Origin of the sequence: Dactylosporangium sp. CA-092794 (assembly GCF_050948465.1) — a bacterium.
GTDB lineage: Bacteria > Actinomycetota > Actinomycetes > Mycobacteriales > Micromonosporaceae > Dactylosporangium.
This window is the reverse complement of record NZ_CP192044.1, coordinates 781758-797678: the sequence shown is the minus strand read 5'-3', so window position 1 is coordinate 797678 and position 15921 is coordinate 781758. Positions and strand designations below refer to the sequence as shown.

General features: G+C 71.9%; 14 protein-coding genes. 5 read left to right on the top strand and 9 right to left on the bottom strand.

Annotation, left to right across the window (positions count from 1 at the left end; translation table 11 throughout):
- Positions 1-162: 162 nt before the first annotated feature.
- The gene (locus ACQPXD_RS03425) at positions 163-579 is read right to left on the bottom strand and encodes a Sec-independent protein translocase subunit TatB (protein WP_432843614.1); all 417 of its coding nucleotides are present in this window, start codon (positions 577-579) and stop codon (positions 163-165) included.
- A 71-nt stretch (positions 580-650) separates the two neighbouring features.
- Positions 651-1973, bottom strand: coding sequence for a S1C family serine protease (locus ACQPXD_RS03420; protein ID WP_432834690.1), 1323 nt, complete (start codon positions 1971-1973; stop codon positions 651-653).
- A 153-nt stretch (positions 1974-2126) separates the two neighbouring features.
- Between ACQPXD_RS03420 and ACQPXD_RS03415 the strand changes: the two genes are divergently transcribed.
- Positions 2127-2717, top strand: a complete 591-nt coding sequence (locus ACQPXD_RS03415) for an O-methyltransferase (RefSeq protein ID WP_432834688.1) — start codon at positions 2127-2129, stop codon at positions 2715-2717.
- Positions 2718-2760: 43 nt separating this feature from the next.
- The gene (locus ACQPXD_RS03410) at positions 2761-3846 is read left to right on the top strand and encodes a hypothetical protein (RefSeq protein ID WP_432834686.1); all 1086 of its coding nucleotides are present in this window, start codon (positions 2761-2763) and stop codon (positions 3844-3846) included.
- Positions 3847-4751: 905 nt separating this feature from the next.
- On the opposite strand, the gene ACQPXD_RS03405 is transcribed toward ACQPXD_RS03410, so the two are convergent.
- The 4 genes from ACQPXD_RS03405 to ACQPXD_RS03390 all read right to left on the bottom strand — a co-directional run bounded on the left by ACQPXD_RS03405 (position 4752) and on the right by ACQPXD_RS03390 (position 8969).
- Positions 4752-5978 carry a DUF1501 domain-containing protein gene (locus tag ACQPXD_RS03405; protein WP_432834684.1) on the bottom strand — a complete coding sequence of 409 codons (1227 nt, stop codon included), beginning with the start codon at positions 5976-5978 and terminating at the stop codon, positions 4752-4754.
- A gap of 77 nt (positions 5979-6055) precedes the next feature.
- Positions 6056-7312, bottom strand: coding sequence for a DUF1800 domain-containing protein (locus ACQPXD_RS03400; protein ID WP_432834682.1), 1257 nt, complete (start codon positions 7310-7312; stop codon positions 6056-6058).
- Positions 7313-7358: 46 nt separating this feature from the next.
- Positions 7359-8147 (bottom strand): enoyl-CoA hydratase-related protein, encoded by a 789-nt coding sequence (locus ACQPXD_RS03395; protein WP_432834680.1) that lies wholly within the window; start codon positions 8145-8147, stop codon positions 7359-7361.
- A 12-nt stretch (positions 8148-8159) separates the two neighbouring features.
- Positions 8160-8969 (bottom strand): PaaX family transcriptional regulator, encoded by an 810-nt coding sequence (locus ACQPXD_RS03390; protein ID WP_432834678.1) that lies wholly within the window; start codon positions 8967-8969, stop codon positions 8160-8162.
- A 245-nt stretch (positions 8970-9214) separates the two neighbouring features.
- Between ACQPXD_RS03390 and ACQPXD_RS03385 the strand changes: the two genes are divergently transcribed.
- Together ACQPXD_RS03385 and ACQPXD_RS03380 are read left to right on the top strand one after the other, a co-directional pair.
- Positions 9215-9382 carry a DUF3117 domain-containing protein gene (locus tag ACQPXD_RS03385; RefSeq protein ID WP_081971220.1) on the top strand — a complete coding sequence of 56 codons (168 nt, stop codon included), beginning with the start codon at positions 9215-9217 and terminating at the stop codon, positions 9380-9382.
- Between the two features lie 90 nt (positions 9383-9472).
- Positions 9473-10969: a leucyl aminopeptidase family protein gene (locus ACQPXD_RS03380; RefSeq protein WP_432834676.1), complete on the top strand. Its 1497-nt coding sequence runs from the start codon at positions 9473-9475 to the stop codon at positions 10967-10969.
- 11 nt (positions 10970-10980) lie between these two features.
- Here the strand turns inward: ACQPXD_RS03380 and ACQPXD_RS03375 are convergent, their stop codons facing one another.
- From ACQPXD_RS03375 to ACQPXD_RS03365, 3 genes are all read right to left on the bottom strand, one after another.
- Positions 10981-12009, bottom strand: a complete 1029-nt coding sequence (locus ACQPXD_RS03375) for a 2-oxoacid:ferredoxin oxidoreductase subunit beta (protein ID WP_432834674.1) — start codon at positions 12007-12009, stop codon at positions 10981-10983.
- Positions 12002-13849: a 2-oxoacid:acceptor oxidoreductase subunit alpha gene (locus ACQPXD_RS03370; protein ID WP_432834672.1), complete on the bottom strand. Its 1848-nt coding sequence runs from the start codon at positions 13847-13849 to the stop codon at positions 12002-12004. The genes ACQPXD_RS03375 and ACQPXD_RS03370 overlap by 8 nt, the downstream gene beginning before the upstream one ends.
- A 152-nt stretch (positions 13850-14001) precedes the next feature.
- Positions 14002-15366, bottom strand: a complete 1365-nt coding sequence (locus ACQPXD_RS03365; protein WP_432834670.1) for a hypothetical protein — start codon at positions 15364-15366, stop codon at positions 14002-14004.
- A gap of 132 nt (positions 15367-15498) precedes the next feature.
- Here ACQPXD_RS03365 and ndhC point away from each other — a divergent pair, with 132 nt between their 5' ends.
- Positions 15499-15888 carry an NADH-quinone oxidoreductase subunit A gene (gene ndhC, locus ACQPXD_RS03360; protein WP_432834668.1) on the top strand — a complete coding sequence of 130 codons (390 nt, stop codon included), beginning with the start codon at positions 15499-15501 and terminating at the stop codon, positions 15886-15888.
- Positions 15889-15921: the final 33 nt, after the last annotated feature.

Here is a 15921-nt window from a genome sequence, read left to right as displayed (position 1 = left end):
ACGGGCAGCGACTACGGCATGATCACGGAGAGTTCTGGTCGCGAGTCCCGATGCCCATGCGAGTCAAACGCGAGTCAAGCCGATCGAGCACACCCGCGCGGCCGCACTGCCGATGGGACGCAATCTGGCGGCTCGAATGAGGCAGCTGCCGGGGACGGGGCGTCAGGTGACGTCGTCCCAGGAGGCGCTGATCGCCGGGGGCTGTTTGGGCTGGGCCGGGGTCGGGGTGGTGGCCGCGTTGGCGGCGGAGGCGGCCGACTGGGCGTCGCGCTTGACCTGGTCGGCGACGCCGCGCACGTCGTCGTAGATGCCCTGCAGGGGCTTGCGGAGCGCGGCCTCGTCCTCCTCGCTCAGCAGGTGCTTGCGCAGGAAGGTCTTCGGGTGCAGGTCCTCGAGCTGGATGTCGGTGCCCAGCTCCTTGCTGAGGTCGCCGGTCGCGTTGCGGGCCATCTCGCGGACCTGCCGCAGCATCTTGACGCCGTCGCTGATCGCCTTCGGCAAGCGGTCGGGGCCGAAGATGAACAGCCCGACCAGGATGATCACGATGAACTCCCAGCCGCCGATGTTCTCCAAGCCCATGTGCCGGCCCTCCCCTGCTCTCACGCGCAAGACTACGCACCTACCGGGCGGTTCCGGGAGGGTCCGTCAGGTCACTTCGCGTCGGCGACCAGCGTGACGGAGGCCTTGGCTCGTGAGGTACCCCTCAGATATTGAATTTCGACCGTGTCACCGGGCGCGTATTTGCGCACCAGCGCGGTGAGGTCCCAGGACTCCTCGATCGGTTTGCCGTTCACCGCCATGACCACGTCGCCCGCCTTCAGGCCGCCGGCCTCCGCCGGGCCGTTGGGCTCGACGGTGGACAGCCGGGCGCCGCCGAGCGGGTTCTGGTACGACGTGTCGACCTGCACGCCCATCACGGTCCGGCGGGCCTTGCCGGTGTTGATGATGTCGGTGGCGATGCGCCGGGCGTGGTTGATCGGGATCGCGAACGCGAGGCCCACGTTGCCGGCGCTGGCCTGGTCCTCCGACAGTGTGCCGATGACCGAGTTGATGCCGATCACGCGGCCGGCGGCGTCGAACAGCGGGCCGCCGGAGTTGCCCTGGTTGACGGCGGCGTCGGTCTGGATGGCCGCGTAGTAGCGCGCCGTGCCGCCCTCGCTGGTGCGGATCGGCCGGTCCAGGTAGCTGACCACGCCGTAGGTGACGGTGCTGGTCAGGCCCAGCGGTGCGCCGATGGCCACGACCGGGTCCCCGACCTGCACCTGGTCGGAGTTACCGAACTGGACGGGCGCGAGCTCACCGTCCGGCAGCCCGTTCGTGTCGATCTTGAGCACCGCGATGTCGGACTCCTCGTCGGTGCCCACGACCGTCGCCGTGGCCACGGTGGCGTCGCTGAAGCGGATCGTCGCGGTACCCGCGCCATTTTCGACAACGTGATTGTTGGTGATGACATGGCCGTCGGCCGAGACCACGAAGCCCGAACCCAGTGACGTGCCGTTGCCGACCCGGATGCTGATCGTGACGACGCTCGGGAGGACCTTCTTGACGAGGGCGGCGATCGAGTCGGGGGCGCGGTTGTTCAGGGGCGCGTTGCCGACCTGGCCGCCGCCGAGGATGGTGCCGCCACCGCCGCCGGCGAAGACAAACCCGAGAGTGCCGCCCAGCGCGCCGGCCAGCAGCGCGGTGACGATCGAGACGACCAGGACCAGCCCGATGCCGACCCGCGGGCCGTTCGACGGCGGCGGCGGCTTCTCCAGCTCCGGCGGCTCCTCCTCCGGCGCCTTGACCACGACGACGGGCGCGTCGGGGTCGCGCCAGGGGTCGGCCAGAGCGTCGGACCACCAGCTGTTCGGCGCCGGCTGCGGCGCCGCCTGGGGCGAACCCGGCGCCGCCCATGCGGGGCGTGCTCCCCAGCCGCTGTTGCTGGCCGGCACGCCTGGGCCCGGCTGACGCCAGGCCGGACCGTCTGTCACGATCGGCTCCTCCGTCCGTTTCGCATCCAGCATTACACGCCCCGGCATGAAGCATGCGGGGGCGAGGTCTCCTAGGCTTGCGGTCGATCGATTCTTCTAAAGGGGTGTCCCATTACCGCTTCCGCTCGGACCGCTGATTTCATCGACGGGTATGTGGCCGAGGACCCGGTCCTGACGGCCGCTCGGGAGCAGGCATACGAGCTGGGCATCAGCGCGGTGAGCCGGGGCTGCGGCGCGGCACTGCGGGTGATCGCGGCGGCGAGCAACGCCAAGGCGGTGGTGGAGGTCGGCACCGGCACCGGGGTGAGCGGCGGGTGGTTGCTGCGCGGGATGCGCCGCGACGGCGTGCTCACCACGATCGACCTGGAGGCTGAGCACCAGCGCGTCGCCCGGCGGGTGTTCTCGGCCGCCGGCAACCCGCCCTCGCGCACCCGGATCATCACCGGCCGGGCCCTCGACGTGCTGCCGCGCCTGGCCGACCGCGCCTACGACCTGATCTTCGTCGATCATGACCCGAGCGAATACGGGCCGGTGGTCGCCGCGGCCGAGCGGCTGCTGCGCCCCGGCGGCACGCTCGTCCTGGCCGACGCCCTGGCCGGCGGAAGGGTTTCCGATCCCACGATGAGAGATGCGGAGACGGTACTGCTCCGTGAGGCCGTCAAGTCCCTCCGCGACAGCGAGGCGTGGATCCCGGCGCTACTCCCCCTCGACGACGGGCTGCTGCTCGCCGCTCGCGCACAGTGACCGCCGCCAAAAACTGTCGTACCCCCGTTCGAAAATTCCCCCCATGACCGAACTCATCACCACCACCCAGACCCTGCTGACCGCCACGGCCCCGTTCGACCTCGGCTGCACGCTGCGCGCGATCGCCGGCTTCCAGCCCGGCCTCCGTGACGTCGTGCTGGAGGAGCGCGGGGTCCGAAGAGCCTTCACCCACCCCGGCGACCCGTCGGCCGCCGTGGTGACGGAGGTCACCGACCGCGACGACGGCGCGCCCGGCGCACGGCTCACCGTGTTCAGCGAGGAGCCGCTCACCGGCGGCGAGCTCGCCGACATCTGCGCACGGGTCACGGCCTGGCTGGGCCTCGACGACGACCGGTCGGAGTTCCTGCGCATCGCCGAGACCGACGCCGCCGTCAGCCCGCTCGCCGCCGCGGCCTCGGGCCTGCACCAGGTGCGCTTCGCGAGCCTGTCCGAGGCCGTCGTCTACTACGCGCTCGTGCAGAACTCGGCCCAGTGGTATGCCACCCAGCGCAAACGCCGCCTCACCCTGCACCTGGGCCCGACGGCCAGCGTCGAGGGCGTCGACTACGTCGCGCTGCCCGACCTGCCCACGCTGTCCACGCTGACCGCCGAGCAACTGCTGCCCTTCACCGGCGGCCCGCACCGAGCCGCCCGCCTGGCCGCGATGCTGTCCGGCGTCGCCGCCCTCGACGAGGAGTTCCTGCGCACCGGCCCGTATGACGAGGCCCGCGCCGACCTGCTCGCGGTCCGCGGCATCGGCACCTTCACCGCCCACGCCCTGCTCCTGCGCGCCCTGGGCCGCCCGGACGCGGTGCCGCTGGAGCTGGAGCAGTTCGCCAACCTGACAACCACCGTCTACGGCGCCCCGCCCCCATCCCCGGCCGACCTGCGGGCGCGCTACGGCCCGTGGATCGGCTGGTGGGCCTACACCTGCCGCACCGCCCTGTCCTGGCAGAACCAGGACAGGAAGTCCCAAGAACGAGCCGACCGCGCCCGGCAACGTCCCCCGGCCACCCGCCGCCCACGCCAGCCGGCCGCCTCAACCCGCCCCCGCACGACGGCCCGCGACCGCCAGTCGGCCCCGTGGACCCCGTCCGACCCAACCGCAACCCCAGCCGCCACCACCTGACCCGCCGCCCGCCGCCCGCCGCGCCCGCCTCCAGCGGGCGCGGCCCCGCGGCCCCGCAGCCCCGCGGCCCCGCAGCCCCGCGGCCCCGCGGCCCAACTCGGCCCGCACGCCATCACCCGCCGACCCCACCGCCGCACCCGCCCACGCCGTTGCATGCAACTGCGCGGCGGCAACTCCAAGGGCGCCTACTTCCTGCACCCACACCCGCGCCCGCCCGTGCCGGACCCGCGCACGCAGCGCCCGCAGCGGCCGCGACGCGTGCCGTCGGCACGTGCGCGGACGCCGAGCGCACGCCGCGCCCGCGCCGCGCGGCGTTCACCGTGCGGGGTTCACCGTGCGGGGTTCACCGCGCGGGGTTCACCGCGCGGGGTTCACCGCGCGGCGTTCACCGCGCGGCGTTCACCGCGCGGCGTTCACCGCGCGGCCGGCCCACAGCCGGCGCGCGGCTGGCGGGGCCGCGGCGGTGGGCGGGCGGACGGGCCGCGGCGGCGGGCGGGCCCCGGCAGGCGGCGGCCAGCGGCCTGGACCGGGCGGCGAGCCGGTGCGGCCGCAGGCCTTGCCTCTCCCGGCTTCAGCCCCGACCCGATCGGGGAGCCCAAATCACCCAGTCGCACACCCAGCCGGTGGCGGACGCGGCACCCCGACCGACGCAGCACCGCGGCCGTCGCGGGCTTACCACCTACTGCGGGCACGGTCCGAGCGACGGGAGGACGTCGCGGCGGACGGAACTCTCCACGATCATGCGCGTGGGCGTTCGGACATCACGGTTTTTCATGATCATGGATACATATGGTACCTATGGGTACATAAATACTCCGTGGTCATGGGAAACCTGTGGTGCAGGGTGGGGGTTCGGCATGATCACGGAGGCTTTTGGTTGCGCGACCGCGGCTTGCTTCGGTGGGCTACAGGATGCCTTCTAGGGGGGTCTTGTAGCCGAGGATCTGTTCCGGGTCGGCGGCGAGGACGTCGCTCAGGAGGGTGGCGTAGACGGCGCGGAAGTCGGTGGTGAATTTCAGGTCGCCGTTGTCCAGGTCGGAGAGGGTGGGTTGTTCGCCGTAGAGGCCGCCCTTGACCGGGCTGCCCAGGATGAACATGTTCGAGGCCGTGCCGTGGTCGGTGCCGTCGGAGCCGTTGGCGGCCACGCGGCGGCCGAACTCCGAGTAGACCGCTGTGACGACCTTGCGGCCGGGCTCGGTCTTGGCCATGCGGTCGGCGAAGGTGGTGAGGGCGTCGTCGAGGATCTTGAGGAGGATCTGCTGGGAGTTGCGTTCGTCGGCGTGCAGGTCGAAGCCGCCCAGCGACACCGAAAATACCCTGGTGGCCACGCCGGCCTCGACGCAGCGGGCGACCAGGTCCAGCTGGGTCTTGAGGTCGGAGCGGCCGCCGGTGCCGGTGCCGGAGGAGGTCGACGGTGTGCCGTCGGTGTCGTGGGTGTCGACGCTGTGGATGAGGGCGTCGACCTCGACCAGGTCGGCGAAGGCGCGGGCGGCGCGGGCCTGCAGCGGGGACTCGCCGGTGGACGGCTTGCCGAAGGCGGTCAGGGCCTCTGGCTTGACGCCGCTGGGGAGGGAAAGGCCGGAGACCGGGATCGCGGCGCCGGCCGTGGTGGCGCCGGCCAGGAGCGGAGGGAGGACCGGTTCGAAGGAGACCGCGTGGCGGGGGTCGCCGCCGAAGGTGTCCAGCCAGCGGCCCAGCCAGCCGGTATTGCCGGGGCGGTCGGGCTGGGCGGTCTGCCAAATGTCCATGGACCGGAAGTGGCTGTGGTCGGGCTTGGGGTAGCCGACGCCGCGGACGATGGCGAGCTTCTTCGCGTCGTACATGCGCTTGAGGCCGGCGAGGCCCGGGTTCAGGCCCAGGGTGTCGTCGAGGCGCAGGACCTCGTCGGGCTTGTAGGCGAGCTCCTTGCGGGCCGGGGCGTAGGCCGGGTCGGCGAAGGGGATGACGTTGGCCAGGCCGTCGTTGCCCCCGTACAGGGTGACGAGCACGAGCGTCCTGGCGTCGCCGGGGCGGTCGTCCCAGCCGGCGGTTTCGAGGAGGTCGCGGATGGTCCAGGACGCGCCGGCGACCAGGGCCGTGCCGCCGACCACGCCGCTGGCGAGCAGGAACCTCCGGCGGGTGAGGGCGTCCATGGCGCCTCCTTCCGGGCGAACTTCCAGATGAACAAGCCGCGTGAACAGGTAAGACGTAGAACAGGCAGGCAGAGCCGTCAGTTGACGGCGTACTCGGGGCTGACCAGGCCTAAGGCGAGCAGGCGGCGGACGTCCCCGGCGACCGGAGTCAATGCCGCCAGGGTGCGGTCGGTGAACCGGTCCACGACGAGCAGGCGGGCGAGGGCCGTGGGGCGCTGGGCCGGCGGCACGGCGGTCAGGCGGTCCAGGAGCGACTTCGGCGCGCGGGCGGCCAGGGTCTGGGCGACCTTGAGCCGGGCCTGGGTGGCCGCGGTGGTCAGCCAGGCGGCGCCCGCGGGCCAGCCGCCGACGCTCGGCGGGTGCAGCGGCTGCTGGCCGAGCTGGGCGAGGACGTTGGTGAGCTGCCGGCGTTGCGCGTCGGGCAGCTCGCCGGGGCGGATCCGCAGCTGGCGCAGCGCGCCGACCAGCCACTCGACGGGCTGCTTGACCAATTCTGCGTGGCCGTCGGCGGACAGCAGCTCGCGCAGCATCGCCGCGGTCGTGGTCCGCGTCTTGGCGCGGTCGAGGACGTCCTGGGGAATCGGGGCGTCGCTGCAGTACCGCAGCCAGAGCCTCCGGACGATGAACTCCGGGCTGGCGGGCTGGGCCAGCAGGAGGTCGGCGTAGGTATCAGCATCGAAGTTGGCCGTCTTGCCCAGGATGGTCTTGGGGCCGTCGTCGTGGCGCTTCGGGTTGACCGTGGCGGTGCCGGACTTGGTGTCGACGACCCAGCCGGTCAGGGCCCGGGCGCCGGCGCGGACGTCCTGCTCGGTGTAGTGGCCCACGCCCAGGGTGAACAGCTCCATGAGCTCGCGGGCGAGGTTTTCGTTGGGGGCCTTGACGGTGTTCTTGTCGCCGTCGAGCCACAGGATGAGGGCCGGGTCGCGCAGCATCGTGTGGACCTGGGTGGCGAAGTCGTCCAGGGCGGTGCTGAACAGGGTCTGCTGCTGGGCGAGCATCAGCGGGCCCGACCTCACTTTGTCGGCGGAGGTGGCCCAGTGGCCGTGCCAGAAGAACGTGAGCTTCTCGTGCACCTGGTGGTCGGCCTGCACCATCCGGTCCAGCCACCAGGCGCCGACGACGCGGACCTGCTCGGTGCGGTCGGTCTTCTCGTTGATGACCGGGCCGAGCTTGGGCGGCGGGGTGCGGGCGGCGCCCGCGTCGGGGGACGGCGGGTCGAACAGCGCGTCGAGGGTCGCCGCCGGGCCCCGGGACTCGGCGGCGTCGACCTCCTCCGCGGTGGGCCCGAACGTCGCCCGGCGCAGCAGATGCGCAACCTTCTCCCGATCGGCCATGGACCTCAGACTATGCCGGGATTGTTCGGGGCGGGTAAAGCGGAGTTCAGGCTCCCTTGAAGACGGGGCGCTGCTTCTGTACGAAGGCGGCGGTGGCGTTGCGGTGGTCCTCGGTCGCGCCGCTGAGGTTCTGGGCGGCGGCCTCGACCGCGAGGGCGTCGGCGAGCGAGCCGGAGCCGCCGGCCGCCAGCTCGCGCTTGATCTGGCCGTAGGCGACGGTCGGGCCGGCGGCGAGGCGGTCGGCCAGTTCCCGGGCGGCGGGCAGCACGTCCTCGTCGGTGTCGGTGAGCCGGGTGAGCATGCCCAGGCCGAAGGCGGTCCGCGCGTCGACGGGCTCGGCCAGCAGGAGCAGCTCGACGGCCTTCGCGTGGCCGACGATGCGGGGCAGCGACCAGGAGATGCCGGTGTCGCCGGCCAGGCCGACGTTGGCGAACGCCATCAGGAACGCGGTCTTCGGGCCGCCGACGCGGAAGTCGGCGAGCAGGGCGAGCGACGCGCCGGCGCCGGCGGCCATCCCGCGCACCGCGGCGACGACCGGCTTGGGCATGCCGGCGAGCAGCGTCGCGATCGGGTTGTAGTGCTCGGTGACGGTCGACAGCGGGGCCTCGGACCCGGTCGCCAGCGAGGCCGCGTGCTCGCGCAGGTCCTGACCGGCGCAGAAGGCCCGGCCGGCGCCGGTGAGCAGCACCGCGCGTACCGAATCATCGGCCCCCAACTGCTCCAGCGTGTCCCGCAGGGCCACCTTCAGCGAGTCGGTCAGCGAGTTCAGCGCCTCCGGCCGGTTGAGGGTGACGATCGCGACGCCGGTCTCGGTGCGTTCGACAAGCACATCCATCGGTACTCCCAATCAAAGGCAGGCATCCACGAACCGGTCCGCGGCGGGGCGGAGCCGGGCGGCGTGGTGGTCGAAGAAGGCCGCGGCCGTGGTGCCGGCCCAGCGCTCGGGCAGCAGCGCCGGCGGCAGCTGCGGGTCGCGGAACAGGAATGTGCGCCACGCGTGCACCAGCGTGCACCGCACCGCATACGCCTGCTCGTCCGGGGTGTCCGGGCCGACGCCGTCGACCAGGGGCGTGAGGCGGTCGACGAACTCGCCGTAGGCCGCGGCGATCCCGGCGAGGTCCCAGGCTCTCGCGACGAGGTTGATCGCGCCATCGGTACCGCCGCAGTGCTCGGCCCGGAACCGTTCGTAGCGGACCCCGGCCTCGGTGAGCAGCGCGTCGACGCCGTCGCCGGGGCGCGGTGCGATCCAGGTCGAGCCGTCGATCGCGCCGTAGCCGAGGAATCCCAGGTTCGCCACCAGCCTCGCCCGCGCGCCGCGGTGCGCGGGCGGCTCCAGCGTGATGAGATCGAATCGGCCGGTCCATGCCTGTCCGGGGGCGCCGCCGGGACCTTCGGGGCCCCGCGTGCGGTAGATGCGGGCGCCCGCGGCGTCGAGGCGGCGTGCCGCCTTGGGGGTGATGCCGTAGCCCGGGCCGGTCGGTAAGCGTAGAGGATGGAGCCAACCCTGCCGGACCATCCGCGACACCGCGGTGCGCACAGCGGGCGCGGCGATGCCGAGGGGAGCGAGCAGGCGCACGAGAGCCGCGACCGCGGCCCGCCCACCGCGCGGGCGAAGATGGTCGCCGTAGAGATCAAAGAGGGCGGACCGTGCCTGCATGGCCGCTTATTGTGACAGTTGACCAGCAGTTATGGCTAGGAGTTGTCACATGTGCGGGCCGGCAGTTGCGATCGGGTTCGCGTCCCGGTTTGGGTCTTGGGGCCATCATCAGGGAAAATCATCGGTTGGCGCGTACGTCACGGAGCCGGAAGGTCCGGTCGAGGCCCCGTGAGCAGGCGCGCCGGGCATGCGGGGACGGCTGTGCCACCTGGTGTCTGGGACATCAGGAAGCGAAGGGAGACAACATGGCGGCCATGAAGCCGCGGACAGGCGACGGTCCGCTGGAGGTCACCAAGGAGGGCCGCGGCATCGTCATGCGCGTCCCACTCGAAGGTGGTGGGCGGCTCGTCGTCGAGATGACCAAGGACGAGGCCAACGAGCTCAGTGAGGCACTGAAGACCGCCACAGGCTGAGTCTTCCGGCAATCGGCTCTGCTTTCGGTTGATCTGGGTGGCCGCGCGTGGTCGCTCTCTTCGGTGTGCGCGGGAATAGGGAGTGTCTTCGTGCTGGACATCAGGTTCGCCACAGGCCGCGGCGCCTCCGGTGCGGTGGCCGTCGTCGTGCCGTCCGGCGCCCCCTCCGCCGCGCTCGACCTGTTGAAGCTGGGACCGGCCGACCTCGCCGAGTGCGCGGCGTTCCTGGAGGACGTCGAGCACTCCGGGTCGGCCGGCACCGTGCACAGCCTGCCACGGCCCGGGCGCAGGCCGTCGCGGCTGCTGTTCGTGGGCATCGGCGACGGGGACGAGGCCGGCTGGCGGGCCGCCGGCGCGGCACTGGCCCGCTCGGCGCGCTCCGAGACGTCGTTGCGGGTGGCGGTACCGCCGGAAACACCCCCCGAAGCGGTCCGCGGTGTGGCCGAGGGCCTCTGGCTGGCGTCGTACCGGTTCCGTCTCGGCGAGGACGAGCCCGACCCGCTGCGCCGCGTGACGGTGTCGCTGACCGCCACCGGCGAGCACGCCGAGGCGCTGGAGCAGGCCCGCGCGGTCGTCACCGCCACGATCCTGGCCCGCGACCTGACCAACATGCCCAGCGATCGCAAGACGCCGGCCTGGTTCGCCCGGCAGGTGGTCAAGGCCGCCACCGGCGTGCCGGGCCTGACGGTCGAGGTGCGCGAGCCGGCGTACCTCGCCGCACAGGGCTTCAACGCGATCCTGGCCGTGGGCCGTGGCGCCGGCGCCGACCGGGCCGAGCGGGGTCCCCGGCTGGTGGAGCTGTCCTGGCGGCCGCGCGGCGCGCGGCGGCACGTGGTGCTGATCGGCAAGGGCATCACGTTCGACACCGGCGGCATCTGCATCAAGCCGGTGAGCGGCATGAAGCTCATGCGCAAGGACATGGGCGGCGCGGCCGCGGTGGTCGGCGCGACCCTCGCCGCCGCCGCGCTGCGCCTGCCGGTGCGCATCACCGCGCTGGCCCCGCTGGCCGAGAACGCGCTGGGCGCCGACGCCATGCGCCCCGGCGACGTCGTCACCCACTACGGCGGCATCACCTCGGAGATCCTCAACACCGACGCCGAGGGCCGGCTGGTGCTCGGCGACGCGATGGCCTACGCGGTGCGCCGCCTGCGCCCCGACGTGCTCGTCGACCTGGCCACGCTCACCGGCGCGCAGGGCGTCGCGCTGGGCAAGCGGACCGCCGCCCTGTACAGCCACAGCGACACCCTGGCCGGCGCGCTCGCCGAGGCGGCGGCCACGGCCGGGGAGTCGGTCTGGCGCATGCCGCTCAGCGAGGACTACGCCCAGGAGATCGACGGCGAGCTGACCGACCTGATCAACTCCACCGACATCGGCGCCGGCTCCCTGCTCGCCGCGCTCTACCTGCGCGAGTTCACCGGCCCGCTGCGCGCCAGCTGGGCCCACTTCGACATGTCCTCGCCCGCCTGGTCCGACAGCAACGACGGCGAGCTCACCAAGGGCGCGACCGGCTGGGGTGTGCGCACGCTCATCCGCTGGCTGGAGACCACCACCGCCGAGACGGCGGCGGCGGTCCCCGTGCAGGCGTAGCCGCGGCCCAGTTACAGGATCGTCCAGGTGTCGCCGCTGTTGAGCAGGGCGCCGAGCTCTTCCTCGGGCGTGCCCTTCGCCTTGGCCTTCGCCGTGGCGAGCTGGTCGCGCACGATGTCGTCGTAGGCGGCCCGGTCGACCGAGCGGAACACACCGATCGGGGTGTTGCGCAGGTCGAGGCCGGGCAGCCGGGACAGCGCGAACGCGTAGGCCGGCTCGGCCACGGTCTCGTCGTGGACCACGATCTCCTCGGGGGCCACCGAGGCGGTCGGCACGACGGACAGGCCGAAGCCGCCGGGCGGGTGGGTGACCGCCCACTCGCCGTCCTTGCCGAAGGTGATCGGGCGCCCGTGCTCCAGCCGGATCAGGAAGTCGTCGCGGGTGCCCGGGTCCTTCAGCACGTCGAACGCGCCGTCGTTGAAGATGTTGCAGTTCTGGTAGATCTCGACGAACGCGGAGCCGCGGTGCTCGGCGGCGGCGCGCAGGACCGACTGCAGGTGCTTGCGGTCCGAGTCGATGGTCCGGGCCACGAAGCTCGCCTCGGCGCCGAGCGCGAGCGAGATCGGGTTGAACGGCGAGTCGGCCGAGCCGGCCGGCGTCGACTTCGTGATCTTGCCCAGCTCCGAGGTCGGCGAGTACTGCCCCTTGGTCAGGCCGTAGATCCGGTTGTTGAACAGCAGGATCTTGAGGTTGACGTTGCGGCGCAGCGCGTGGATCAGGTGGTTGCCGCCGATGGACAGCGCGTCACCGTCGCCGGTGACGACCCACACGGACAGGTCGGGGCGGGACACCGACAGGCCGGACGCGATCGCCGGCGCGCGGCCGTGGATCGAGTGGATGCCGTAGGTGTTCATGTAGTACGGGAACCGGGAGGAGCAGCCGATGCCGGAGACGAAGACCATCCGCTCGCGCGGGATGTTGAGCTCCGGCATGAACGACTGGACCGCGGCCAGGATCGCGTAGTCCCCGCAGCCGGGGCACCAGCGCACCTCCTGGTCGGACTTGAAGTCCTTGATCGTCAGCTTCAGGGCCTCAGGCATTCTTGACCACTTCCTCGAGCACGCCCTCCAGCTCGGCCGCGGTGAACGGCAGGCCGCGGACCTGGTTGTAGGCGATGGCGTCGACGAGGTACCGCGACCGGATGACCCCGGCGAGCTGGCCGAGGTTCATCTCCGGGATGACCACCTTGTCGTAGGACTTGAGCACCTCGCCGAGGTTCTTCGGCATGGGCGAGAGGTGACGCAGGTGCGCCTGCGCGATCGCCAGGCCGCGCTGACGCAGCGCACGGGCGGCGGCGCCGATCGGGCCGTAGGTGGAGCCCCAGCCGAGCACCAGCACGCGGGCGGTGCCGTCCGGGTCCTCGACCTCGATGTCGGGCACCTCGATGCCCTCGATGCGCGCGGCCCGGGTGCGCACCATGAAGTCGTGGTTGGCGGGGTCGTAGGAGATGTCGCCCGTCTTGTCGGCCTTCTCCAGGCCGCCGATGCGGTGCTCCAGGCCCGGGGTGCCGGGCACGGCCCACGGGCGGGCCAGGGTCTGCGGGTCGCGCAGATACGGCAGGAAGCTCTTGCCGTCCTCGCCGTTGGGCTCGGTGGCGAACCGCACCCGCAGGTCGGGCAGGTCGGCGACCTCGGGCAGCCGCCAGGGCTCGGAGCCGTTGGCGATGTAGCCGTCGGAGAGCAGGATGACCGGGGTGCGGTAGGTCAGCGCGATGTGCGCCGCCTCCAGCGCGGCGGTGAAGCAGTCGGCGGGCGAGCGGGGTGCGAGCACCGCCACCGGGGCCTCGCCGTGCCGGCCGAACAGGGCCATGTTGAGGTCGGCCTGCTCGGTCTTGGTCGGCATGCCGGTGGACGGGCCGGCCCGCTGCACGTCGATGATCAGCAGGGGCAGCTCGAGCGCGACCGCGAGCGAGATCGTCTCGCCCTTGAGCGCGACGCCCGGCCCGGAGGTGGTGGTCACGCCGAGCGCGCCGCCGTAGGAGGCGCCCAGCGCCACGCCGATGGCGGCGATCTCGTCCTCGGCCTGCACCGTGGTCACGCCGAACTTCTTGTGCTTGCTCAGCTCGTGCAGGATGTCGGAGGCCGGGGTGATCGGATACGCGCCCAGGAAGACCGGCAGACCGGACCGTACCCCCGCCGCGACAATGCCCAGGGCGAGCGCGACGTTGCCGGTGATGTTGCGATAGTTGCCCGGCACCATCCGGGCCGGCTTGACCTCGTAGCGGACGGCGAAGTTCTCCGTCGTCTCGCCGAAGTTCCACCCGGCCTTGAACGCGGCGATGTTCGCCGCGACGAGCTCGGGGCGGGCGGCGAACTTGCGCTCCAGGAAGGCGATCGTGGAGTCGTAGGGTCGCGAGTACATCCACGAGAGCAGGCCGAGCGCGAACATGTTCTTCGCCCGCTCGGCATCCTTCTTGGAGATGTCGAACGACTCGAGCGCCTTGACCGTCATCGAGGTGAGGCCGACCGGGGCGACGTTCCACCCGACCAGCGAGCCGTCCTCGAGCGGGTTGGCCGAATACCCCACCTTGGTCAGGTTGCGGCTGGTGAACTCGTCGGTGTTCACGATGATCGAGGCGCCCTTGGGCAGGTCGGCGAGGTTCGCCTTCAGCGCGGCGGGATTCATCGCAACCAGCACGTTCGGGGCGTCACCCGGCGTCAGGATATCGAAGTCGGCGAAGTGCACCTGGAAGCTCGACACGCCGGGCAGGGTGCCGGCGGGAGCGCGGATCTCGGCGGGGAAGTTGGGCAGGGTGGATATGTCGTTTCCGAGCTGTGCGGTCTCGGAAGTGAACCGGTCACCGGTGAGCTGCATGCCGTCGCCGGAATCGCCAGCGAACCTGATGACCACCCGATCCAGCTGGCGGACCTGCTTGGTCACGTGAGCTGACCTCCTAAGCGGCGGGCGTGATGTGCTTACTCCCTGAGGGTACGTCGCAGGGGGCTGACGATCTGCGGCGCATATCGGTGTTCAACGGTCGCGGGCATGCGAGATTTGTCATTGCGCGGCCGCGGCGGTGTGTGCAGGTGGCTCTACTCGTCGTCGCGGTCACGGAACGTAGAACCGGCCACGGGCCCGGTGGGCAACCGCGGCAGCATATCGGCGCCCAGGGCCGGCACGAGCACGACGTCCTCCACCTCGTCGGGGCCCAGCGCGTCGTCGTCGTCGCGCAGGCGGCGGCGCAGCGAGAGCACGGCCAGGACGCCGAGCACGGTGACCAGGCCGATGACGGCGGCGAGGTACGGCACGCTGGACAGCTGATCGCTGCCACTTCCCGGCCGGCGCAGGCTCAGCCCGGTGCCGATGCTCGGCGGCGGGGCCGGCGACGCCGGCGCCGAGGTCGGCAGCGGCGCGTCCGCGCTGGTCAGCGGCGGTGCGGTGAGCTGGAAGTCGTAGCGGGTCTCGACGGTGGCCAGCCCGGAGGGCGTGAGGTACCCGTGCACGGCGCCGGTCAGCGGCAGCTCGCCGCGGGCGGCGGCGCTCACCGTGAGGCCGAACACGGCCGAGACGTCCCGGCCGCCGGCGATGTCGCCGAGCTCGCAGCGGTCCCGATCGGCCGCGACGCGCCGGTGCGAGCGGCAGACCGGCGGGAACGCGACCAGGTCGACCCCGGGCGGCGTGACCACCTCGACGGCACCGGCCGCCTTGGCCCCGCCGGTGTTGCGCAGCCGCACCGAGAGCTGGGCCGGCTCGTCCTCCGCCGCCGCGGCGGGCGGCAGCTGCGGCGCGGACGCGCTCAGGTCGATGCCGGGCGTGGGCGGCCTGGTGAAGGCGAACGCGATCGGCGCGGTCCGCTGCTGCGCCCCGATCGCCGCCGTGACCAGCCCGGTCGTGATGATCTTCCAGGCCCCCGGGTCCACGTTGACCTTGACCACGACCTGCCCCAGCGCCGCCTCCGGCAGCGTGCAGCTGAAGCTCAGCGACCCGTTGGCGACGCTGCAGCCCCCGGTACCGTAGGCGCTGGTCGCCTGCGCGCCGCTGGGGAACGCGTAGAAGCCGGTAATGGCGTCCCGGCCCACGTGGTCGCCGGCATTCTTGATCGAGATGACCATCTCGGCGGAGCCGTCGCCCTGCCAGTACTCGTCGCCCAGCGACACGGTGCTCACGGTCATGCGGAACCGGTGCACGGGCGGGGGCGGCGGAGGCGGGGCGTGCGTGGTCGGCGGCGGGATCTGCGCGTGCGTGGTCGGCGGTGCCTGGGTCGGGGCGTCGGTCGTCGGTTCCCGCGTCGGTACCTCGGTGGTGGGAGGCACCTCCACGGGCGCCGAACTGGTCTCACCCTCCTCCGGCCCGGCGAACGCCGGTGGGGCGAACAGCACCGAGCCGATGGCGGCCAAGATGACGAAGGAGCCGGCCCGCAGCCGCCAACTGGTTCGGCGGCCGGTGGGTGCTTCCATGAGGGGTGTCCTTCTAGGCTGGTCCTGGAGCGAGCCGGATGACGGCTTGGTTGCGGTCCGGCGGCCCATTATCCAAAGAGTTTCACGTTTCGGCATGTCGGAGATGGTGACGAAGCGGGTACGGTGCGTGCGATGAGCGGTTATCTGGGCGGATATGCGACGCTCGGCCTCCTCCTGCTGGTCGGAGGCGGGGTTTTCGTCGCCGCGTTTACGGCCAACCGGCTGCTGGGCCCCCGCCGATCGGCCGACGCGACTCCGGCTGGCGGCGCGAAGTACGAGACATACGAGTGCGGCCTGGACCCGGTCGGCGGGGACTGGGCGCAGGCACAGATTCGTTACTATGTGTACGCGTATTTGTACGCATTGTTCGCGGTCGAGAGTGTGTTCCTGTTTCCCTGGGCGGTCGTCTTCGATCTGCCGGGATACGGCGGGGCGGCCGTCGTCGAGATGGCGATCTTCGTGGCCGTGTTGTTCCTGGGGATCTTGTACGCCTGGCGCAAGAACATCCTGCGCTGGACCTGAGGCTCGTTTGCTGGTCTTTGTCCGGATAAATCC